The organism is Haloferax sp. Q22, from assembly GCF_001482285.1.
GTDB lineage: Archaea > Halobacteriota > Halobacteria > Halobacteriales > Haloferacaceae > Haloferax.
Genome location: NZ_LOEP01000023.1, coordinates 1 through 21,031 on the forward strand (window position 1 = coordinate 1; position 21,031 = coordinate 21,031).

Genomic DNA, 21,031 nt, shown 5'->3' on the forward strand with positions numbered 1-21,031 from the left:
CGGTGTGTCGTTCGCATTCATCCAAAATGCCTTGGACCACTTAAGGCCGTCGTATCGTGGCGACCCCCGGGAAGGTGTGTCATCCCGGTGAGCGCCTGACGACCTTGGGGTCGGGGCGTTCGGTGGAAGCCTTCGGGGGGAGTACCCCCGTGCGCTTCTTCGCATTAATCCGAATGCCGGGGATACATAAAAGGCCGTCGAACCGATGGCGCTTCGTCATGCGGTTTCATGGCGGGATTACTCATAAAATAATGATAGACTCACGGGGAGACGGATAACTCTGGAGAACGTAGATATCGCGCGACTGGAGGCCGGTCGGTCATCCCCCGCGTCGTACGTTCGGTCTGACCGGGTGTCGGTCGCGCAAGCAGACGCTGGCGGCGCTGTTTGAAAGGCGTATCGACTGCACTACGACTCGGGTGCTACACGTGCGTGCGCACGATAAGAATGTGAACGTCGGTCGCGCTACTCGTCGAGGTGCTCGATTCCTTTCTTGGAAACGTTCCCTTTGGTGATCTTCCCTTCCATCCAGCCGGGCTTGTCCTCGGGGGCGCTGCTGTTCCACGCCCACGCGTCGAAGATGTGGACCTTGTCAGTCCCCTTCTCCCGGAGTCGAATCTCGACCGCGTCCGACTTCGCGTCGTCTTCGGACCCGGCGGGGTCGAGTCGTCGGGCCGCCTTGAGCGCCGCTTGTCTCGGCATGCTGCCCGAAAACACACTCGTCTCTGTACCGTCCTCCTCTCGGAGCACGAAGTTCCGCTTACCGTCCTCGCGTACCATGATTTTCCACCTCTATGCCAATGAACCACATGGCACATGATAAATATATCGACGAATTTCGACCGACGACGCCGTGTTACTTATATACTCGACCGGTTTGGCGCGCCGACTCACCTCGCCGACGATGCGACGGGCTTGGCTGCGAGACGGTCGGGTTCCGGCGAAAATCACCACTCTCCGGGAGGACGGAGACAACACTTATGTATCCCCTGCGGCGAACCAACGGATAGACCCCCAGATGGTCCGGAAAAAGAAGCTCAGTCCGAGTGGCGCCAAAGACGAGAACGGCGAGTACCACAACGTCCATGTCAACCTCCACGAAGACGAACTCGCGGTCGCCGGAATGGAGATCGGCGACGAGGTGTTCGTCCGCGTTCGGGACGGTAAAATCATCATCCAAAAAGCGGACCCAGACCAGGTCGAACACGACTTCTGAGCGCGTGATACGTATCGTCTCGAACCGACCCGTCACCAGCGGAAGGCACGACAGACAGCAATGAACCCCTATCACCTCGCCAAACCACTCCTCTTTTCGTTTCCACCGGAGACTGCCCACCGGACCATCCACGGACTGCTCGCGACCGCTCGCGGCACTCCGGTCGAACCGCTCTTAGAGCGACGCTACCGCGTAAACGACTCCCGACTCGCGACGAACGCGTTCGGCCTCGACTTCCCGAATCCGGTCGGCGTCGCGGCTGGATTCGACAAGAACGCCGAGATACCCACCGTTCTTTCGGCGCTCGGCTTCGGCCACGTGGAAGTCGGCGGCGTCACTGCAGAGCCCCAACCCGGAAACCCGCGCCCCCGGATGTTCCGCCTCCCCGAAGACGAGGCGCTCATCAACCGCATGGGCCTCAACAACGAGGGCGCGGACGCGGTCGGAGAGCGCCTCGCCGCCGGACCCCTCCCGGACATCCCCGTCGGCGTCAACCTCGCGCTCTCGGAGGTAACGCCCACAGAGGAGGCCCCCGACGACTACCGCTACACCTACGAGCGCGTCGCCGACGGCGCGGACTACTTCGTCGTCAACGTCTCGTGTCCCAACAGTGAGGGCTTCCGCGACCTACAGAACCGCGACTCGCTCGAAGCGATTCTCGGGACGCTCGTCGACGCCGGTGCCGACCCGCTTCTCGTGAAACTCTCGCCCGACCTCCCGGACCCCGCCGTGGAGGACGCGCTCGAAGTCGTCGACGAACTCGGTCTCGACGGCATCATCGCCAGCAACACGACCACCTCGCGGCCCGACACCCTGCGGAACCCAAACCGGGCAGAACGCGGCGGCCTCTCCGGGAAGCCCATCGAGGCCGAGGCCACGAACATGATTCGCTTCATCGCCGAGCGGACCGACGTGCCCATCGTCGGCGTCGGCGGCGTCTCGGACGCCGAAAGCGCCTATCGGAAGATTCGCGCCGGGGCCGAGATGGTCCAACTCTACACGGGCATGATTTACGAGGGCCCGTCCATCGCCCGCGACATCAACCGCGGCCTCCTCGACCTGCTCGACCGCGACGGCTTCGACGACGTGGCCGACGCCGTCGGGTCGGGGCTGTAGCGTCGCCCGCTCCGGCCGCTCACCGCGATAACCGACCGCCTGCGCGCCGATGGCGAACCGAAGACTGATTTTCCGTCTATTCGATTGACAACTCGTGCGCCCTCCCGCTCCTCGCGACTCCGGCGTGCTCGCGGTTCTCGCCTCAAACGCCGTCGCGCCCGTCGGCGTCCTGTTCCTCGGGTGGTCCCCGACCGTGCTCTTCGGCGTGTTCGTCGCCGAAATCGCCGCCGTGCTGTGCTGGACGCTCGTGAAGATACCCTTCGCGGCCAAGCGCCCCAACAACGCCATCGGCGACGGGGACCGACTGTTCGGCCCGTTACAGGCCAAGCGAGGGTCGGTCTCGTTCCCCGGACCGTTCCCGCCGTGCTACCCGCGGAACGTCCCAACGTTCCTCATCGCGGCGTTCCTACTCGTCCCGCTCGAACTCGGCGTCGCGTTCCTCACGTTCAGCCTGACCGACCCGGTCGTCACCGAGGAGGTCGCCGGACAAATCCTTCTGGGCGGCGTGGGCGTGTTCGTCGGACGGGGCGTCGAAACGGTCACCGGCTACTTCGCGGCGGGCGGCTACCGCGGCCACTCCCCCCGGTCGGTGCTCCTGCCCCCGTTCAAACTCCTGTTCGCCGTTGGACTGCTGCTGTTCGTCGTCGGGCCGTTCGCAGTCGAGTTCGATAACGCCGCGTTCCTCGCGGCCCTCGTCGGCCTGAAACTCCTCTACGACCTCCGCGCGCTCCAGCTCGAACGGAGCGAAAAGCGGGGCGTCTTCTACCGCCTCTACGGGAGCGAGGAGACGGAGATAGAACCGGTTCCGGTCGAGGAACCGAAAAGAGCGCCGACCTATCGAACCACGCCAACCCGCGCGGTCGCCCTCGCCGATGCGGCCTACCGGAGCCTCCGGTACACGGTCACAAGCGACGTGCTGTGGTGTTACGGCGTCGCCGCCGCGCTCGTCTTCTTCGGCGCGTGGACGGTCGCGCTCGCGCCGCTCGCCCTCGCCGCCGCGTTCGGTTCCGTTCGGGGAACCACCCGCTACCTCGCCTCCGGACCCGTCGAGTTCCGGTGCTACGAGGACGTGCTCGTCGTTCACGACGTGCTGTTGGACGAGCCGCAAGCCCGACTCGAACGCGACGCGGTCACCGACGTCAGCGTGTCCACCGACGCCGTCGACCGCCTGTTCGGTACGGAGACGGTGCGATTCGAGACGGACGCGGACACGGACCCTGACGTGCAACTCACCGTCCCCGACCCCGAGGAGGTCAACGCCGACGACGCGAACTCGAACCATCCGATGACGGTTCCCCACGTCGAAGACGCGGCGGCGGTGATAGCCGCCTTTGACGGCGGCGGCGAGGCCGAGGCTGAAGCCGAGTCGGAGGCCGAGACGGAAACTGAGACCGAGGCCGATACAGAGACGCCGGTGCCGACCCGCGACGACTGACGAGCCATCGGCTGGGCGACCGACTACCGGGAAAAGAACGCGGACGAAAACGACCGGGTCGCCGCCTCAGTCGGCGTGCTGGACGATGACGATGGCGTCGCCGGCTTCGAGCATGTCGCCTTCGCCGACGTACTCGCGGGACTCCTCGATGGTGAACATCTCGGGGTCGAGTTCGACGCCCGCGACGTGCATCACGCCGTCTTCGACCTCGTAGTCGTCGCTTTCGAGCGCGGCCTCGATGTCCGGAACTTGAGCGCCGTACTCGGGGCCGACGAGCGAGTAGTCGAGGTCGACGCCGGTCACGACCGACTCGATTTCGGGCTCCTCCTCGAGCAGTTCGAGTTCCTCGATGTGCATCACGCCGCTCACGTCCTCCTCGAAGCCGTGGATGTCGCCGTACACTTCCACGAGGTCGACCGGAGCGTTCATCGAGAGCTGGTTGTCGCTTTTGTACTTACGGAGCGCGCCGACGACGGCCATCGCCGTCTCGCCGGCCGCCACGTCGGCGTCGAGGCCGAGCGGTTCGGGCCACGACTGGTCGTGGACGCTCGTCTCGTCGTACATGTCGCGCCACAGTTCCTCCGTGACGTGTGCGAGGATGGGCGCGAAGCAGGTCAGGAACCGCTTGTGGGCGGTCTGGAGCGTGTACGCCGCCGAGGGGTCGTCGCCCTCGCGGACGCGCTGTTTGGCGATTTCGAGGTAGTCGTCACAGAACGTGTGCCAGAAGAAACTACGCAGGCGGTCGCGCGCCTTCGAGAACTCGCGGTTCTCCAGTTTCTCCGTGACGAACTCGAGTTCGCGGTCGAGCGAGGCCAGAAGCCAGCGGTCGATGGCCTTCAGGTCGTCGTGGTCGAACTCGGCGGGCGCGTCCTCGGTGAGGCTCTCGACGAGCTTGGAGGCGTTCCAGAGCTTCCGCATGAGCTTTTCGCCCGCGACGAGGCCCTTCTCCTGGTACGGCAGGTCGTCGCCGACGGCGCTCCCGGCGGCCCAGTAGCGGGCGGCGTCGACCGGGAACTTCTCTAAGACCTCGTCGGGCGAGACGACGTTGCCGACGGACTTCGACATCTTCTCGCGGTTCTCGTCGAGGACCATCCCGTTTATCATGACGCTGTCGAACGGGACCTCGCCGGTGTGCTCGTAGCACTTGACGACCGTGTGGAACAGCCAAAAGGAGATGATGTCGTGGCCCTGCGGGCGCATGTCGAACGGGTAGAGTTCGGGCTGTTCGAGTTCCATCTCCTCCGTCTCGGGGTTCCAGTCCCAGCCGCCGTTGATGAGGGGCGTGAGCGACGAGGTCGCCCACGTGTCGAACACGTCGTCCTCGGCGGCGAACTCGTCGTGGCCGCACGCGGGACAGGCGTCGACCGGCGGGTCGTCGGAAAGCGGGTCGACCGGCAGGTCCTCGCGGTCGGCGACGACGACGTGTTCGCAGTCCTCGCAGTACCAGACGGGGAACGGAATCCCCGAGGAGCGCTGTCGAGAGATGGCCCAGTCCCACTGAAGTCCCTCTATCCAGTTCTTGTACCGCGTGAACATCTTCTCGGGGTACCAGTCCATCTGCTCGCCGGCTTCGAGGTACTCCTCGCGCTTGTCGAGCAGTTTGATGTACCACTGGTCTTTGACGAGGAACTCGACGCTCGTGCCACACCGCTCGTGGACGTTGACCGTGTGCGTGATGGCGCGCTTGTCGAGGAGCGCCCCGGCGTCGTCGAGGTCGGAGACGATGGCCTCTCGCGCCTCGCCCGAGGAGAGACCGGCGTACTCGTCTGCCACCTCGGTCATCGTGCCGGACTCGTCGATGGCGACGCGGAGCGGCAGGTCGTGGGCCTGATACCACTCGATGTCGGTCTGGTCGCCGAAAGTACAGCACATGACGAGGCCCGTGCCCGTCTCCAGGTCGACGCGCTCGTCTTCGAGGATGGGGACCCGCTGTCCGAACAGCGGAACCTCTGCCTCTTGCCCGACGAGGTGGGCGTTGTCGTCGTCGTCCGGGTGGACGAAGACGGCGACGCAGGCGGGGAGCAGTTCGGGGCGCGTCGTGGAGATGACGAACGACTCCTCGGAATCGGCCACGCCGAACTCGATGTCGTGGAAGTGCGAGCCCTGCTCGTCGTCTTCGGTCTCGACCTGCGAGATTGCGGTCTCGCACTCGGGACACCAGATGGCGGGCGCGCGCTGGCGGTACTGCCGGCCCTTGTCGTAGAGGTCGACGAAAGAGAGTTGGGAGACGCGCTGGACCTCGGGCGAAATCGTCTGGTACGTCTGGTCCCAGTCGATGGAGATGCCGAGGTTCTGCATCTTCTCCGTGAACTCGCCTTCGTACTCCGCCGTGACCTCGCGGCAGAGCTTCTGGAACTCGCGTCGCTCGTAGTCCTGGTGTTTGATGCCGAGTTCGTCCTCGGTCAGGAGCTCCGACGCGATGCCGTTGTCGTCGTAACCGAACGGGAAGTACACCTCGTCGCCACGCATCCGGTTGAACCGGGCGACGAAGTCCTGAAGGGTGAAGCCGTAAACGTGGCCCCAGTGGAGGCTCCCGGACACCGTCGGCGGCGGTGAGTCGATGGAGAAGACGGTGTCGGGGTCTACCGCACGCTCCGGGTACGCGTACAGGTCCTCGTCGACCCACCTCTCTTGCCACTTCGCCTCGACGGTTTCCGGATCGTATTCTCCGCTCGGCATTGCGTTGGCGTACCTACAGCCGGGCGGACTGTTAAACGCCTCGGTTAAGTGCCCGAGGGAACGGAATTCGGGCGCGAGAGCCGTGACTGCCTACAGGACTGAAAGCGCCGACGCGAGGTCCGAACGCAGGTCGTCGACGTGCTCGACCCCCACGGACATCCGGAGGAGCGAATCGGAGATGCCGAGCGCGTCGCGTTCGGTCTGCGAGAGCGGCGAGTGGGTCATCGTCGCCGGGTGCTCGATGAGGCTCTCGACGCCGCCGAGACTCACCGCCAGCGGGAACTCCCGGAGTTCGCCGAGGAACTCGGCGGTCCCGTCGAGGTCGGTGTTGAGTTCGAACGACAGCACGCCGCCGAATCCGGACTGCTGGCGGGCCGCGAGGTCGTGTTGCGGATGGGACTCCAGCCCCGGGTACAGCACTCGCGTCACGGCCTCGTGGGATTCGAGGAACTCCGCGATTTCCATCGCGTTGGCCTCGTGCTGGCGCATCCGCAGCGGGAGCGTCTTGATTCCCCGGAGCGTGAGGTAGGAGTCGAACGGCGAGAGCATCGACCCCATGCCGACGCGCTGGAGGAAGGTAATCTCCTCCAGTACGTCCTCGCGGTCGGTGACGACCGCACCGCCGATGGAGTCGGAGTGGCCGTTGAGGTACTTCGTGGTGCTGTGGACGACCACGTCGGCCCCGAGCGACAGCGGATTCTGGAACTGCGGGCTGAGGAAGGTGTTGTCCACTCCGAAGACCGCGTCCCCCTCGTCGGCGATGGCCGCGATGGCTTCGATGTCGCAGAGGTGCATGAGCGGGTTCGTCGGCGTCTCCATCCAGACGAGCGCCGTCTCCTCGCGCATCGCGGCCGCGACGTTCTCGGGGTCGGTGGCGTCCACGAACGACACGTCCACGTTCAGCCGGTCGGCAAACAGCCGGTTGAGCATCGTCTTCGTCCCGCCGTAGAGGTCCTCGAACGCGACGATGTGGTCGCCCGGCCGGACCACCGCGGTCATCGTCGCCGCGATGGCCGCCGTGCCGGAGACGAACGCCAGCGCGTGGTCCGCGCCTTCGAGCGCCGCGAGCCGGTGTTCCAGCGCGTTCCGCGTCGGGTTAGACAGCCGCGAGTAGAGATACTCGCCCGCGTCGGGGTCGAGCGTCTCCAGGTCCGCGTCGGGGTCGATGGTCGGCACCGCGTAGGTCGAAGAGAGGTGGACCGGAACGACGACGTCCTCGACGCCCGGAGCCGGGGCCTGCCCGCGCTCGCCGTGGGTCACCGCCAGCGTCTCGCGACGAACATCACTATCGTTCATACAGGAAGCGCGACGACTCGCGTCCTAAAGGTTTCTATCGCGTTCTGACCAAATGCATGAAAAGAATTACTGAAGGCGTTGAATTACCCATAGTTATCCTAATTCGCTTCGTGGACCTTCAAAAATCTGTCCCGGCTCCTGTGTCAACGCCGACAGGTCGAAGCTCCAACCTTTTTCCGCGACTCGCGCCGCTCGTCGCGCACAAATCTGGACCAAAAACGACCGCCGGAAGTCCTACGCCAGCGCCGACAGGTCGAATTCGAACGCCGCGACCGGCAGTTCGAGGTCGTGGTCGACGATGACCTTCGGGTGGAGTTCGCCGACGACGCCGACTTCCTCGCCGTCGATGACGACCGCGGCGGTGCGGCCGTCGATGAACGACGGATGCTCGGTCGCGGGCGTCTCCAGTTCCGCGTCGAAGTCGCGGCAGAGCGCCGCGAGGCGGGCCTTCGCGTCCTCGTAGGTCGCGTCGTGGCGGGCGAGGACGGCCGCGACGTGGCGGGACTCGGCGACGCGGGTGTTCTCGTCGTCGTCGCGGTGGGCCACGTGGCCGATTTCCGCGAGGTCCTGCGGGTACGCCCGGTGGGTGTTGTTCTCCAGCACCATCGTCAGCGAGGGGAGCACCCACGTCCGAAGCATGGTGTAGTCCTCGCTGTACGGTTCGGTGATGGAGGCGGGTTCGCCGCCGCCGAGGGAGTCGGAACCGACCTCGACGTCCATTCGCTCGTAGTTCTCTCCTTCCGAAATCATGTGGAAGTTGAGCAGGTCCTCGAAGCCGAGGCCGACGAGCGAGGTGCGGACGGCGTCTTCGAGTCGGGAGCGCTCGTGGCGCTGGCCGACCGTCCCCACGTCGGGGTAACGCGGTTCGAGTTCGTTGAAGCCGTAGGCGCGGCCCACGTCGTCCACGAGGTCGAGCGGGTGGAGCACGTCGACGCGGTACGGCGGGATAGAGACCTCGTAGACGGTCTCATCACCGAGTTCGGCGTCCGCGTCGAGGCCGGAGCGCTCGAACAGGTCGATGACCTCGTCCAGCTCCAACTCGACGCCGAGGACCGTCTCGATGCGGTCGTGAGAGACGTGTTTCGTCTCGACTTCGAAGTCGGGCTTGACGACGGTTCCCTCCTCGTACTGGACCTCGACGTCCTCGATGGTCGCCCCACGGGCGGCCAGCGCGTAGCAGATGATGTTGCACATCCGGTCGATGGTCCACTGGTCGGTGCCGGTGAGTTCGACGAGCAGGTCGCGGGAGTCCGTCGAGACCTCGGTCCGGCGGCCGTTGATGACCGGCGGGAACGAGAACAGCCCGATTTCGTCGTAGATGGCCGGGTAGCGGTCGTATTCGCTCACGAGGTCGGCGTACTTCCGCCCGGTATCGTGCTGTTCGAGCACCTCGGCGGGCGTGAGTTCGTCGTTCGAGTCGAGCGCGACGAAGGTGTCGCCGTCGGGTTCGATACCCGTGTACGTGATGGAGTTGCCGGAGGCGTTCTCCGAGAGCACGTCGCCTTTCAGCATCGTCAGGTCGTGGATGCCGATGGCTCCCTTGGCGCGCTTGCGGCCCATCGTCGCGTGGAGTTTCTCCTGCAACTGGATGAGCGAGTCGAGCGCCGCGTCGTCCAGGTCGATCCCGCGGACGACCGCGCCCGTGACGTAGGGGCGCTCGTCGGGAACGTCGTCGTCGACGACGAAGGTCCAGTCGGGGTCGTTCGTGTTCGGCACGGAGACGCCGCGGGCGTCGCCGTACTGGTAGCGAAGCGAGCGGGCGACGCCTTCGACCGACAGGCGGTCGAGGCGGTCGGGACCGAACTCGAGCTGGAACGCCCCGTCGTCGGTGACGCCCTCGAACTCCAGTCCGAGCGCGAACAGGTCGTCTTTGAACTCCTCGTCGGACTTGTCTTCGTGGCCGGTCAGGCGGCGCAGTTCGTCGGGTTGAACGTCGACTACGGGCATTACTTGAGCACCTCCGTCTCGCGGAGCAGGTCGAGGTCACACAGCGTTCCGTGCACGTCGCGGATGTCGTCGAAGCCGTACATGAGCATCAGCAGGCGCTCTAAGGCGAGGCCCCACGCCATCACGTCGCACTCGACGCCGAGCGGGCGAAGCACCTCCTCGCGGAACATCCCCGAATTCCCAATCTCGATGAGTTCGCCCGTCTCGGGGTGTCGGCCGAACAGTTCGAACGACGGCTCCGTGTAGGGGTTGTAGTGCGGCTTGAACTGGATGTCCGTGATGCCGAAGTGGGAGTAGAACTCCTCGAAGGTTCCCATCAGGTCGCGCACCGAGAGGTCCTCGGCCATCACCCAGCCCTCGATCTGGTAGAACTCCAAGAGGTGCGTCGGGTCGAGCGTGTCGTTGCGGTACACCTTTTCGACCGAGAAGTACCGCTGGGGTGGCTCTAACTCGCCGACCTCGTGGCCCGAGAGGTAGCGCATCGACAGCGACGTGGTGTGGCCGCGGAGCGCGATGGCCCGCGCGAAGTCCTCGGACCACGGTGAGTGGTAGCCGTCGCCGTCCTCGCCGACGCCGTTGAGGTGGGCGTCGCGGACGTTGTCGATGAGGTCCTCGGGGATGTCCTCCATCGGCGGCACATCGAGGGCGAAGCGGTCCCAGTGGGTGCGCGCCGGGTGGTCCTGCGGCATGAACAGGCAGTCGTTAATCCAGAAGTCCGCGTCGGCGTGCGGGCCTTCCATCTCGGCGAAGCCCATGCCGGTGAGCACGTCTTTCACGCGGTCGGCGGTCTGCCGGAGGATGTGCTTTTTGCCGCCGCGGGCCTCGGGCGCGTCGGCCTCGACGTTGTACTCCGTGAACTCGACGTCCTCCCACTCGCCGGAGGTGAGCATCTCGGGCGTGAGTCGGTCGACCGTCTCGGCCGCCTCGACGCCCTCCATCAGCGCCGTGACGCCCTCGTCGGTGAGGGTGACGGCGCGGATGGTGCGCTCGTGTCGGACCACGAGGTTCCGCGATTCGAGTTGGTCGAGCACGTCGGCGTCGACAGACTCGCCCGATTCGAGGGCCGCGAGCGCTGCGGCCTCCTCGTCGGCGTCGGGGTCGGCGTCCGCGTCGGGCGCGAGTTCGCCCGAATCGATGTGCCCGTAGCCCTTGCGCGCGAAGTTCGACAGCGCGATATCGACCTGCGGGCCGCCGAGTGAGGACGCGCCGATGACCTGTCCCATCGGGACCGCGTCGCCGTCGCCCACGTCGAGCGCGGCGCGGTAGAGACGGACCTCGGGGAGGCCATCTTCGGCGTATTCCGCGCCTTCGTCGGTCAGTTCGACGGACTCCTCGGTGGTCTCGGTGACCGAGACGAGTCCCTCGTCGCGGAGGTCGAAGACCGCGCCCGTCACCGTTTCGGGCTTCTGGTCTGTCGCCTCCGCGAGCTGTGCAATCGTTCGTTCGTCGGTAGCGCTCGCGGCGTTCAACACCGCGACCTGTGATTCCGGAAGTCGCATCTGGTTCGTTGTGGCGTTAGCCGTCTGGTGGTCGGTTAGCAGTTTCGAAGCCTCGCCGCGCTGGCGGGGCTGACCGGCGGGGTCGGTTTCGTCCGGCGGGCGCGGTGACGCCCGGTCGGAGTCCGCCGACCTCAGGCGGTCAGAAAGAAAAATCCGAACCCGTCGGTGGTCGGTTCGCTCGCTCGCATCGCGCGTCCGGGTTCGGATGCCATGTGCGACCGATTGTGAGTGCCGAGTAAAAACGTTGCGCGTCCACTCCGAGTCAGTCCGAACGCAGATACGTTCTTGGTACCGGCCGACGGAGAGACGGCGAAGAGAATGCGAGACCTGGACACGACCCTCTCGGCGATTCGCCTCGGCCACGAGGCGTCGCTCATCGTCAAACCCCCAAACCGACCGGACGACAGAGACGACGTCGAGGCCGTTCTCGTCCGGGCCGCGCCGCCCTACGAGTTCGACGACGGCGAACTGACCTACCGCGTCGTCGAAGACGAGGGCGACACCGGCTTTCGTGTCCTCGCGTCGCGCGACGTGGCCGACCCCGTCCGCGAACTCGGCGAACTCCGCGCTGTGGTCGATATGAGCGCGTAACGCGGCGTCGACTTCTCTCGGTCCCACTCAGGCCACGTTCCGCTCGCGGAGCGTCTCGCCCGACTCGAATCGGTCGAGCGACAGCGCCGACACGTCCACCTCGCAGGCGTCCTCGCCGAGACACAGGTCGGCGACGGCCTCGCCGGTCGCGGGCGCGTGCTGGAAACCGTGGCCCGAAAAGCCCGCGGCGACGACGAGACCCGGTTCGACCGCGTCCAGAATCGCGTGGTGGTCGGGCGTCACGGCGTACAGCCCGGCCCAGCCGTTTCGAATCCGCGTCTCCGGACCGAAGTAGGCCGCGGCGTCGTCGGCCCGCTCCGTCGCCTCCACCGCCCACTCCACGTCCATCGACTCGTCGAATCGGTCGGGGTCCACGTCTGGGTCCGACCCCGAGAAGTGCCCGCCGACGATGGCGGTTCCCTCCCGCTCCGGGCGGAAGTACGCCCCCGTGTCGAGGTCGATGGTGAGCGGGGCGTTCGCCGGAAGGTCGCCCTCGGGTTCCACGACGGCTATCTGCCGGCGGCGCGGCGCGAGTGGGAGGTCGATACCGGCGAGTGAAGCGACCTGGTCGGACCACGCGCCCGCCGCGACGACCACGGCGTCGGCGTCGATGGAGCCATCCGGGGTTTCGGCCCGCCAACCACCGGTTTTTCGAGTGGACATCGCATCGGCCGAACCACTGTCGCCGACGCGCGTGAGGTCGGTCACGGGCGTCTTCGTCCGAACGTCGACGCCGGCCGCTCGGACCGCGTCCGAGTAGCCCTGCACCGCGGAGTGCGGGTCGGCGACGCCGTCGGCCGCAGAGAAGGTCGCCGCGACGAACGACTCGGTTCGAAGTTTCGGGAGGTGCTCGGCCGCCTCCTCGGGCGAGAGGACGCGACTCGGCGCGCCCGCGTCGGTCTGCATGGCGACGTTCTCGCGGAACGCCGCGGCGGTCTCCTCGGTCCGGGCGAGAAAGAGATAGCCGGAGCGCCGGTAGTCGATATCGACGCCGAAGTCGTCCGCGAAGGACTCCCAGACGGGGACGCTCGCGAGCGAGAGTTCGACGTTCACGCGCGTCGAGAACTGCGTTCTGATGCCGCCCGCCGCGCGGCCCGTGCTGCCGCCGCCGAGCGTCCCGGCCTCGCAGACGGTGACCTCGGCCCCGCGGCCGGCCAGCGCGTGGGCGCAAGCGAGCCCGACGACCCCGCCGCCGATGATGAGGACGTGCATGGTCGTGTCTGATTCGCCACCGACATGAGTTTGTCTGTCACACACTATCGAGGCACAATTTTTTCACGCCACCGCGCTGAGTACTCCGGGTATGGTCCGTATTCTCTCCGCCGACACCGTCGGCGAGTTACTCTCGCTCTCCGAGTTGTTCCCGGTCGTCGAGGAGGCGTTCGTCAAGCAGGGTCGCGGCGAGGTCGAACGCCCCCCGAGACCGCACTTCCCGGTCGGCATCGACATCGACAGAGTCCGGGACGGGACCGGCGGCGAGGAGACCGCGGGCGCGGGTTCGGAGGCGACGGCGCGGGACGACCCGCTCGGCACCGGCCTCACCATGCCGGCGTACATCCACGGCCGCGAGGTGTACGCGACGAAGCTCGCGGCCGTCCATCCCGAGAACGCCTCTCACGGGCTTCCGACGGTGAACGCGCAGGTCGTCCTCACCGACGCGACGACCGGCCTCCCGCTCGCGCTCCTCAACGGGACGACGATTACCAGCGCCCGGACGGGCTGTATCGGCGGGCTCGCCGCGGAGTACCTCGCGGCCGACCCGGTCCGACTCGGCGTCCTCGGCGCGGGCACGCAGGCCCGCTGGCAGAGCCGCGCCGTCGCCGTTGGCTCCGCGGTCGAGTCGGTGAACGTCTACTCACCCAGCGACTCCCGCGAGGCGTGCGCCGCCGACCTCCGCGAGGACGGCCTCCCCGCCGAAGCGGTCGACTCACCCGAAGCGGCCGTCTCCGGTGCGAACGTCGTCGTCACCGCGACGACCAGCGAGACGCCCGTCTTCGACGGCTCGCGGCTCGAACCCGGAACGCTCGTCGTCGCCGTCGGAGCCTACACGCCCGAGATGCGAGAACTCGACGCCGAGACGTTCGAGCGGGCCGCGCGGGTGTTCGCCGACGTGCCCGAGGAGGTCGCCGACATCGGCGACGCGCGCGGGGCCGGCCTCGACGAGTCCGACCTGATTCCCCTCTCGGCCGTCTTCGAGGGCGACGCCGGGCGCGAGGGCGCCGACGAGATTCTGGTCGTCGAGAGCGTTGGTTCTGCGGTGCTCGACGCAGCGGCCGCCGAGTATCTCTACGAGAAGTCGAGCGCGCGCGGCGTGGGAGAAGAAGTCGGGTTGTGAGCGGTCGTGCGGTTTCGGTCGGGGTCGGGCCGCCGCGTTAGTGCTCGGCGGCAACGCCGCGTCGTCTTTCAGCCGCCACGAACTGCCGCCTCACTAATGTTCGGCGGCAACGCCGCGTCGTCTTTCAGCCGCCACGAACTGCCGCCTCACTAATGTTCGGCGGCAACGCCGCGTCGCTCAGTCTCTAGGTCGATGTCCAGCGAGTCGAGGACTTCCTCGGCCTCCTCGCGCTTTTCGTGGTGGTCTTCGAGGAACTCACGCATCATCGTCGCCGCCTGCTCCTTGCAGCCGCCGCAGAGGCGCTCGCCGCCGACGCACTCGTCGTAGACCTCCTTTGCGAGTTCGTCGTCATCGCCCGTCAGCAGGTAGGCGTACAGCTCGTACACCGGACACTTGTCGGCCTCGCCGCCGAGTTCGCGCTGTTCTTCGGCCGTGTCGCGGCCGCCGGTCGTCGCCGACTTCACCTTGTCGTAGCCCTCCTCGGGTTCGTCGAGAAGCGAGATGTGGCTCGCCGGAATCGACGACGACATCTTGCCGCCGGTGAGGCCGGTCATGAAGCGGTGGTAGATAGACGACGGCGGAATGAAGCCGTAGCCGCCGTGGTGGGCCTCGACCTCGCGGGCGAGGTCTTCGGCCTCGTCGACGCCCATGTCGAACGCGTCGATGTGCTGGTCGTACCGCCGCTTTTCGCCGTCAATCTCCTCGATGAGCGCCTCGAACGCCTCGTCGGTAGCCTGCCGGGCGAAGAATCGAATCCGCGGGCGGAGCGGTTCCATCCCGGCGTTTTCGAGCTTCTCGACCGCTGACTCGCGGACCGACTCGGCGGCGAGCACGCCGGCCGCGTCGAGGGCGGCGTCGGCGAGCCACTCGGCCGCCTCGCCGCACCGCGGCATATCGGCGTCCTCGGCGTACTCCTCGCGGGCGTCGTGGGCGGCCGCGACGAGCGGGCGCTCGGCGTCGTCGAGTTCGAAGCTCGCGAACGCCTCCGTCACCTTGAAGAATCGCATCCGGGTGGCGAGGTCGCGGGCGAACCGGACGTGGGGGTCCTGGTCGGGCCCGACCGGGATGACCGTCGGTTTGGGATCGTCCAACTGCGGGTAGAGGATGTCGGCCATCTGCGTGACGACCGACTGCATGTGCGAGACGTTGGTCTCGCCGTCGAAGCCGTAGATGGACTGGAACTCCGAGAAGTTGGCCTTCCCGCCGAGTTCGAACGCGAGCCGCTGGAGGCGGTCGTTATCCGACTGTCGGTAGAGTTCGCCCTCCTCGGGGTCGAATCCGAGCGCGATGAGCGACAGCAGGTAGTCGCGGCTGTGCTCGTTGATTTCGTCCCACGGGATGCCGCGGGCGGAGTGCGCCTCCATGTCGGCGATGAGGCCGTAGGCGTCGCCGCCCTGCTCTTGATGCCAGATTATCTCGTCGAAGACGAGCTTGTGGCCGATGTGGGGGTCGCCCGTCGGCATGAACCCCGAGAGGACGGCGAAGTCGTCGCCGTCGCGCATGGCGTCGAGGACCGGGCGGTAGTCGCGGTGGCCGAAGATGACCCCGCGGCGCATCAGGTAGTGCGGGTTCGGAACCTCGTCGAGCACCTCGTCGAACTCCTCGATGCCGAACTCCTCGAACAGCTTCCGGTAGTCGGAGACGGTCGACGAGCCCCACGGGTCGAGGGCGACGTCATCTGCTCCCTCTGCTGTGCCTCCATCGGTGCGGATGCGCTCCGCGGGTTCGTCGTCTGTCATGGCGTGAGCCGACTGACCGAAAGCCAGTCTATCTCTCCGTTGTCGTCGGTCAGCGCAAAAACCATTCGCTTGCGGACACCGCCCGCGAGGCGAACGTCGAGCGAGAGGTCCCGCGGGACGAACGTGTGATCGGGCGCGACCACGCGCACGAGGAACTCGGAGTGCGAGAGGTCAGACACCGATTCGAACTCCGTGTAGACGCGGAAGTCGGAGCCGAACTTGAAGCCGCTCTTGGGGACCGTCTTGGCTCCCCTGAGCGCGGCGTAGACCGCGAGCCTGCGGTCGAACCGGTCACCCTCCACGTCGCGACCGCGGGAGACCACGTCGGCCTCGTCGATGGCGAGCGCGTCGGCGCGGGCGAGGTAGGCGGCTTCGAGAAGCGACAGTTGGAGCGGGCCGCTGTCGGCGTTTCTGCCGTACAGGCGCTGGCCGAAGAAGCCGTTCTGGTAGAGGCGGTCGACGCCGTCCCAGACGAGCGCGCGGTCCGAGAGGAGTTCCGCGTCGAGGTCGGCGGGGAGATCCTCACCCGCCGTCCCCTTGGGGTCGTACCCCTCGGTGTCGAAGTAGGTCAGGTCGCCGTCCTCGTCGACGATGGCGAGGACGACATCCCCGAGCGACGAGACGGGGATGCTCTCGCGCTCGCCGACGACGCGGACTCGGTGTTCGACCTCGCCGTCCCACGGGCCCTTGCCGCGGGGGTAGACGAGGAAGTCAGCGCCCGTGGCGTCCGCGACGCCGGGCCAACCCTCGCGGGCGGGCGAGAGATAGAACCCGCGGTCGCGGAGGTCTTTGTAGACGACGAAATCGAGGGTGGTCCCGGTGCGCGCGAGGAGTTCGCGCAGGCCCATCCCGTCCACGCCGTCGATATCGTCCCGCGAGAGCAGGTGGGCGGCCTCGACGGGCGCGACCTCCAAGTCGTCGCCGCCGGTGGGTCTCCCGTAGCCGCGCGAGTCGTGGAACCGCTGTCGAGCGTCGCCCGGGAGGTGGACGACGCCGTCTTCGAGGCGTCCTTGCATACCCGAATCGGGGCGCGGCGACGACAAAGGGCCTGCGATGCGGGCGGCGCGCCACGCGGGACGAACGGGACGGCCACTACCGCCGTCTGCTCGGCGCGAGCGCGGACGCGGACGTACCCCCCGCGGCCGGCCGTGTCGCCAGCGACGGGGCCACGCCCGCCGCCCTTCGTTCCGGCTCCGAGGGACCTCGCCTCGGTGCCGCCGCGGGTCGTCGCGGCTCATCGGCCCTCGCAGGTCGAGTCGAGACACCGCCGACCGCGACTCGTCTCGAACATCGGCAGACCGCAGTCGCAGTCGTTGCCGACGACGCCCGCGGGGAGGGAAAACGCCGTCTCGCACTCGGGATAGGCGTCACAGCCGGCGAGCAGGCGGCCGCCCCGACGGATGATTCGGAGGGGCGACCCGCAGTCCGGACACGACCACTCGCCGTCGAACCGGGCTTTCACGCGGTCGTCCAGCGGGTCGCACCGGCGGTCGATGCACACCTCGAACGGCGCGCCGCGCTCGACGCGCATCAGCGGCAGCCCGCAGTCGCGACAGGTCTCGTCGAGGACGGTCGCGCCCGCCGGCAGGCGGAACTCGGTTCCCGAGTCGAGGGCGACGACGGACCCGTTGGTCCTGACGAGCGGGTCGCCGGTGTCGGGATGTGAACCGACCGGGACGCCCGCGTCGCTGGCGGGGTACTCGGCGCGGCCGGTCACGTCGTTCGACTCGACCGTGAGCGTCTGGTCGCCGGCGCGGGCCACGAGGCCGAACGACCCCGGTCCGGACTCGACGGTCAGCGAGTCGGCTCGGGTCAGCCACGCGACGGGCTGGTAGCCCCCGGCGTCGTGGACGAGGACGGTACGGTCGGGCTTGGCGACGACGACGACCCGCCCGCGCTGGGTGCGGTCGCGGGAGCCGTCGAAGTTGACGGTGCAGTCGCCGGCGAAGACGCGTATCGAATCCATGAGCCGGGGTGGTCGCCGGTTCCGATTTGAACCTTCGTACGGGGGTTCATCAGCCATGCCGCGGCACGAAGGTCTTTGGTCGGCCGCGGCCGAGGGCGAACCATGGACGCGAACGTCGTGCTGTTCGACATGGACGGAGTGTTGGTCGATTCCGAGCAGTACTGGCACGCCTTCGAGGACGAGTGGGTGTTCGCCGACGCTATCGAGTCCGGCGACCCCGACCACGAGGAGATAACGGGGATGAACTTCCGCGAGATATACGACTACCTCGACGCGGAGTACGGAACGACCGTCACGAAAGAAGAGTTCATCGCGGCGTACCACGAGAACTCAGAGAGCGTCTACGGCGAGAAGGTCGTCCTGATGGACGGCGCGGAGGAGCTGTTTTCAGACCTCCGCGCGGCGGGCAAGAAGGTGGCAATCGTCTCGTCGGCCCCGCAGGACTGGATTTCGACCGTCCGCGAGCGGTTCGACCTCGACCCGCTCGACCTCGTGCTCTCGGCCGACGACATCGACAAACCGGGAAAGCCCGAGCCACACATCTACGAGCACGCCGCGGCCGAGTTCGGCGTCGCCCCCGAGGAGTGCGTCGTCATCGAGGACTCGATAAACGGCATCGAAGCGGCCGTCCGGTCCGGTGCGTACACCATCGCCTACCGCGGCGGGCAGAACGCCGACCTCGACCTCTCGCGGGCGGACGAAATCGTGAACGGGCCGGCGGAGTTGCGGGCGGTGTTGCTCGGCGAGGAGTAGGCGAAAAGCGGCCAGAAATCGGCTGCCCGCGTCTTTTCCGTTATTCGACCCGGACCGTCCGCGACTCCCGAATCGGGAGCAGCGGCAGGTCGGGGAACGTGACTTCCACGACGAACTCCAGTTCGTCGTCCGTCGCGCCGAAGACGCCCACGGGGACCGCCACCTCGTCGGAGAGGTAGCACGTCTTCGCAGACATCTCCACGTCGTTGACGGTGACGCGGATACCGACTGAGCCGCCGCCGCCGTCGTTTCGCACGCGGATGTCGTGCATGTCGCTCTCGCCGCGGGCGACCGACTCGGGGAAGTCGCCCCAGTCGATGTCGGGCGCGGGGAGGTCCTTCGCGCTCTTGATGACGCGCTCGGCGACGCCCTGCGAGAGGCCCGCGCGAGTGAGTTCCTTCACGCCGGCGTCGACCACGTCGGCCGGGGTCGAGAGCCCGCCGGTGGCGAGCTTTCGCGCGCGGCCGGGACCGATGCCGTCCACGGCCGTGAGCGCCGCGGCGTCGCTGCTGACGCCGTTGTCGACGCGGGCCTCGACGCGCTTTGCGAGGTTGGCCGCGCGGGCGTCCGCGAAGGTGTCGAGGAACTCGCGGAGCGCCGAGAGCAGTCGAAGCGCGTTCTGCTTGATGACCCACGCGTCGCTCCGGAGCTCGCTCGGCGTCGAGTTCGCCATGCTGGCGTGGAGGATGGCGAGCACCTTCTTCGGGCCGTCTTCGAGCGTGGTCGAAACGCCCGTCAGCACCGAGTCGACGGCGTCCACCTCGGACTGGCGCGCCGACACCTGTCGGAAGTCGGCCGCGCCCGCGACGGTTTCGAGGATGTCGTCGGCGGTGATGCGGTCCCGTTCCGCGAGGTCGGCGAAGCGCGAGGCGGTCCCGAGTCGGAGGTAGTACTTCGAGGTGAGTCGCCCGAGCGGGGTCGCGTCGATGGAGAGATCGTCGTCCATCTCGACGAAGCCGCGAGAGACGAGGCGGTCGAGCACGTCGCGGACGCGCTCGCGGAGGTCCTCGAAGTCGTACGCCGCCGGGTTCGACTGCGCCCGGCGGTAGTAGAACGTCGTCTCCAGCCACGACAGCACGTCGTCGAGGTCGCGGATGGTCCCCATGGCGATTTCGGCGTTGAGGTGCGAGTCGAGGTCCTCGGCGAGTCTGGACTCGATTTCCTTGCCCTCGCGGAGCAGGCGGCGGTACTTGTTCTGGTCCGAGCGGTCGCAGACGACCCAGCCGTAGCCCACGTCGTCGTAGCCGGGGCGGCCCGCGCGGCCGAGCATCTGGAGGATGTCGAGCGGCGAGATGTCCACCTCGCCTTCGAGCGGGTCGTGGTGTTTCGTGTCGCGGATGACGACGCAGCGGGCGGGGAGGTTCACGCCCCACGCGAGCGTGGAGGTCGAAAACAGGAGCTGAATCTTGCCCTCCTTGAACCACTCCTCGACGGCCTCGCGGTCGTCCCGCGAGAGGCCGGCGTGGTGGAAGCCGACGCCGTCTAAGACGCCCTTGGCGAGCGAGTCGTTGCTCAGTTCTTTCGCCTCGTTGTGGAAGTCGTAGTCGCCGCGCGCGCCGATTGGCACGTCACGCTTCGCGAGTTCGTCGCGGGCCTTGGCGGCCGCGCGGACGGCGTCCTGCCGCGAGGAGACGAAGACGAGCGACTGGCCGCCGTCGCGGATGTGCGGCTCCGCGAGGTCGAACGCCCGGTACAGGCGGCGGTACTTGTCGGCGAAGGAGTTCTCGCCGTGGGTGTAGGTCTTGACGCCCGCGTGGAGGTCGACGGGGCGGTAGTCGTCGCCGAACTCGAAGGTCGTCTCGTCCGGCGCGTCGAGCCACGCCGCCACGTCGTCGATGTTGGGCATGGTCGCGGACAGCGCGACGATTCGGGGGTCGCAGATGCGGCGCATCCGCGAAACGGTGACTTCGAGGACGCCGCCACGGGTCTCGGAGTCCAGCAGGTGGACCTCGTCGATGACGACGCAGTCCACGTCCTCGATGAAGGAGTAGCGCGCCGAGTCGTGTTTCCGGGTCGCGGAGTCGGTCTTCTCGGGCGTCATCACGAGGATGTCGGCGCGGGCGGCCCGGCGGGGGTTCAGGTCGCGCTCGCCGGTGACGACGTACACCGAGTAGCCGAGGTCCTCGAAGCGCTCCCACTCCGTTTCCTTCTCGGTGGTGAGCGCGCGGAGCGGCGCGATGAAAAGCGCCGTCCCCTCGTCGCGGAGGGTCCGACAGATGGCGAGTTCGGCGAGCGCCGTCTTCCCGCTGGCGGTGGGCGCGGAGGCGACGACGTTGTGGTCGGTGTCGAGGATGGCGGGCAGCGCCTCGCGCTGCATCCGGTTGAACTCCTCGAACCCGAAGGCGTCTGCAAACTCGGGGACCGCCTCGGCGACTTTCACTGGGCGCACCTCCGGGTGCGCGCTGGCGTCGGGGACGAGACGAAGACGAGCGTCATACACGAAGCCGAGTCGTCCGTGG

16 protein-coding genes are annotated in these 21,031 nt (G+C 67.3%); 6 read left to right on the forward strand and 10 right to left on the reverse strand.

Annotation, left to right across the window (positions count from 1 at the left end):
* Nucleotides 1-465: 465 nt before the first annotated feature.
* Entirely contained in the window at nucleotides 466-780 is a 315-nt protein-coding gene (locus tag AM590_RS10170; protein WP_004044781.1) for a non-histone chromosomal MC1 family protein, read from the reverse strand.
* Between the two features lie 238 nt (nucleotides 781-1,018).
* On the opposite strand from AM590_RS10170, the gene AM590_RS10175 reads away from it, so the two are divergent.
* From AM590_RS10175 to AM590_RS10185, 3 genes are all read left to right on the forward strand, one after another.
* Nucleotides 1,019-1,216, forward strand: a complete 198-nt coding sequence (locus AM590_RS10175) for a hypothetical protein (protein ID WP_004044784.1) — start codon at nucleotides 1,019-1,021, stop codon at nucleotides 1,214-1,216.
* Between the two features lie 60 nt (nucleotides 1,217-1,276).
* Nucleotides 1,277-2,332: a quinone-dependent dihydroorotate dehydrogenase gene (locus AM590_RS10180; protein ID WP_058827388.1), complete on the forward strand. Its 1,056-nt coding sequence runs from the start codon at nucleotides 1,277-1,279 to the stop codon at nucleotides 2,330-2,332.
* Between the two features lie 94 nt (nucleotides 2,333-2,426).
* Nucleotides 2,427-3,767 (forward strand): DUF6498-containing protein, encoded by a 1,341-nt coding sequence (locus AM590_RS10185; protein ID WP_256364941.1) that lies wholly within the window; start codon nucleotides 2,427-2,429, stop codon nucleotides 3,765-3,767.
* Between the two features lie 66 nt (nucleotides 3,768-3,833).
* Here the strand turns inward: AM590_RS10185 and AM590_RS10190 are convergent, their stop codons facing one another.
* The 4 genes from AM590_RS10190 to AM590_RS10205 all read right to left on the reverse strand — a co-directional run bounded on the left by AM590_RS10190 (nucleotide 3,834) and on the right by AM590_RS10205 (nucleotide 11,188).
* On the reverse strand, nucleotides 3,834-6,446 hold the full coding sequence (locus AM590_RS10190) for a valine--tRNA ligase (protein WP_058827389.1): 2,613 nt from the start codon (nucleotides 6,444-6,446) through the stop codon (nucleotides 3,834-3,836).
* 90 nt (nucleotides 6,447-6,536) lie between these two features.
* A complete protein-coding gene (locus AM590_RS10195) occupies nucleotides 6,537-7,742 on the reverse strand; it encodes a PLP-dependent aspartate aminotransferase family protein (RefSeq protein ID WP_058827390.1) in 1,206 nt (401 codons plus the stop codon).
* A 234-nt stretch (nucleotides 7,743-7,976) separates the two neighbouring features.
* Entirely contained in the window at nucleotides 7,977-9,689 is a 1,713-nt protein-coding gene (gene pheT, locus AM590_RS10200; protein ID WP_058827391.1) for a phenylalanine--tRNA ligase subunit beta, read from the reverse strand.
* Entirely contained in the window at nucleotides 9,689-11,188 is a 1,500-nt protein-coding gene (locus AM590_RS10205) for a phenylalanine--tRNA ligase subunit alpha (RefSeq protein ID WP_058827392.1), read from the reverse strand. Before AM590_RS10205 ends, pheT begins: the two co-directional genes overlap by 1 nt.
* 318 nt (nucleotides 11,189-11,506) lie before the next feature.
* On the opposite strand from AM590_RS10205, the gene AM590_RS10210 reads away from it, so the two are divergent.
* On the forward strand, nucleotides 11,507-11,779 hold the full coding sequence (locus AM590_RS10210; RefSeq protein ID WP_058827393.1) for a hypothetical protein: 273 nt from the start codon (nucleotides 11,507-11,509) through the stop codon (nucleotides 11,777-11,779).
* A gap of 27 nt (nucleotides 11,780-11,806) precedes the next feature.
* Here AM590_RS10210 and AM590_RS10215 read toward each other — a convergent pair whose 3' ends face one another.
* On the reverse strand, nucleotides 11,807-12,991 hold the full coding sequence (locus AM590_RS10215; RefSeq protein ID WP_058827394.1) for an FAD-binding oxidoreductase: 1,185 nt from the start codon (nucleotides 12,989-12,991) through the stop codon (nucleotides 11,807-11,809).
* Between the two features lie 91 nt (nucleotides 12,992-13,082).
* On the opposite strand from AM590_RS10215, the gene AM590_RS10220 reads away from it, so the two are divergent.
* Complete coding sequence (locus tag AM590_RS10220) at nucleotides 13,083-14,114, forward strand: ornithine cyclodeaminase family protein (protein WP_058827395.1); 1,032 nt, start codon at nucleotides 13,083-13,085, stop codon at nucleotides 14,112-14,114.
* Nucleotides 14,115-14,263: 149 nt separating this feature from the next.
* Here the strand turns inward: AM590_RS10220 and AM590_RS10225 are convergent, their stop codons facing one another.
* The 3 genes from AM590_RS10225 to AM590_RS10235 form a co-directional block, all read right to left on the reverse strand.
* Nucleotides 14,264-15,853, reverse strand: a complete 1,590-nt coding sequence (locus AM590_RS10225) for a tryptophan--tRNA ligase (RefSeq protein ID WP_058827396.1) — start codon at nucleotides 15,851-15,853, stop codon at nucleotides 14,264-14,266.
* Nucleotides 15,850-16,869 carry a tRNA-intron lyase gene (endA, locus tag AM590_RS10230; protein ID WP_058827397.1) on the reverse strand — a complete coding sequence of 340 codons (1,020 nt, stop codon included), beginning with the start codon at nucleotides 16,867-16,869 and terminating at the stop codon, nucleotides 15,850-15,852. The genes AM590_RS10225 and endA overlap by 4 nt, the downstream gene beginning before the upstream one ends.
* Before the next feature lie 218 nt (nucleotides 16,870-17,087).
* Nucleotides 17,088-17,819 (reverse strand): Sjogren's syndrome/scleroderma autoantigen 1 family protein, encoded by a 732-nt coding sequence (locus AM590_RS10235; RefSeq protein ID WP_058827398.1) that lies wholly within the window; start codon nucleotides 17,817-17,819, stop codon nucleotides 17,088-17,090.
* 102 nt (nucleotides 17,820-17,921) lie between these two features.
* Here AM590_RS10235 and AM590_RS10240 point away from each other — a divergent pair, with 102 nt between their 5' ends.
* Nucleotides 17,922-18,572 carry an HAD family phosphatase gene (locus AM590_RS10240; RefSeq protein ID WP_058827399.1) on the forward strand — a complete coding sequence of 217 codons (651 nt, stop codon included), beginning with the start codon at nucleotides 17,922-17,924 and terminating at the stop codon, nucleotides 18,570-18,572.
* Between the two features lie 40 nt (nucleotides 18,573-18,612).
* Here the strand turns inward: AM590_RS10240 and AM590_RS10245 are convergent, their stop codons facing one another.
* Entirely contained in the window at nucleotides 18,613-20,952 is a 2,340-nt protein-coding gene (locus AM590_RS10245; protein ID WP_058827400.1) for a DEAD/DEAH box helicase, read from the reverse strand.
* Nucleotides 20,953-21,031 lie beyond the last annotated feature (79 nt).

Coding starts and splice junctions, on each gene's coding strand:
- AM590_RS10235 (WP_058827398.1), bottom strand. CDS start 17,819: ATGGATTCGATACGCGTCTTCGCCGGCGACTGCACCGTCAACTTCGAC.
- endA (WP_058827397.1), bottom strand. CDS start 16,869: ATGCAAGGACGCCTCGAAGACGGCGTCGTCCACCTCCCGGGCGACGCT.
- pheT (WP_058827391.1), bottom strand. CDS start 9,689: ATGCCCGTAGTCGACGTTCAACCCGACGAACTGCGCCGCCTGACCGGC.
- AM590_RS10225 (WP_058827396.1), bottom strand. CDS start 15,853: ATGACAGACGACGAACCCGCGGAGCGCATCCGCACCGATGGAGGCACA.
- AM590_RS10190 (WP_058827389.1), bottom strand. CDS start 6,446: ATGCCGAGCGGAGAATACGATCCGGAAACCGTCGAGGCGAAGTGGCAA.
- AM590_RS10170 (WP_004044781.1), bottom strand. CDS start 780: ATGGTACGCGAGGACGGTAAGCGGAACTTCGTGCTCCGAGAGGAGGAC.
- AM590_RS10195 (WP_058827390.1), bottom strand. CDS start 7,742: ATGAACGATAGTGATGTTCGTCGCGAGACGCTGGCGGTGACCCACGGC.
- AM590_RS10175 (WP_004044784.1), top strand. CDS start 1,019: ATGGTCCGGAAAAAGAAGCTCAGTCCGAGTGGCGCCAAAGACGAGAAC.
- AM590_RS10215 (WP_058827394.1), bottom strand. CDS start 12,991: ATGCACGTCCTCATCATCGGCGGCGGGGTCGTCGGGCTCGCTTGCGCC.
- AM590_RS10240 (WP_058827399.1), top strand. CDS start 17,922: ATGGACGCGAACGTCGTGCTGTTCGACATGGACGGAGTGTTGGTCGAT.
- AM590_RS10210 (WP_058827393.1), top strand. CDS start 11,507: ATGCGAGACCTGGACACGACCCTCTCGGCGATTCGCCTCGGCCACGAG.
- AM590_RS10220 (WP_058827395.1), top strand. CDS start 13,083: ATGGTCCGTATTCTCTCCGCCGACACCGTCGGCGAGTTACTCTCGCTC.
- AM590_RS10180 (WP_058827388.1), top strand. CDS start 1,277: ATGAACCCCTATCACCTCGCCAAACCACTCCTCTTTTCGTTTCCACCG.
- AM590_RS10205 (WP_058827392.1), bottom strand. CDS start 11,188: ATGCGACTTCCGGAATCACAGGTCGCGGTGTTGAACGCCGCGAGCGCT.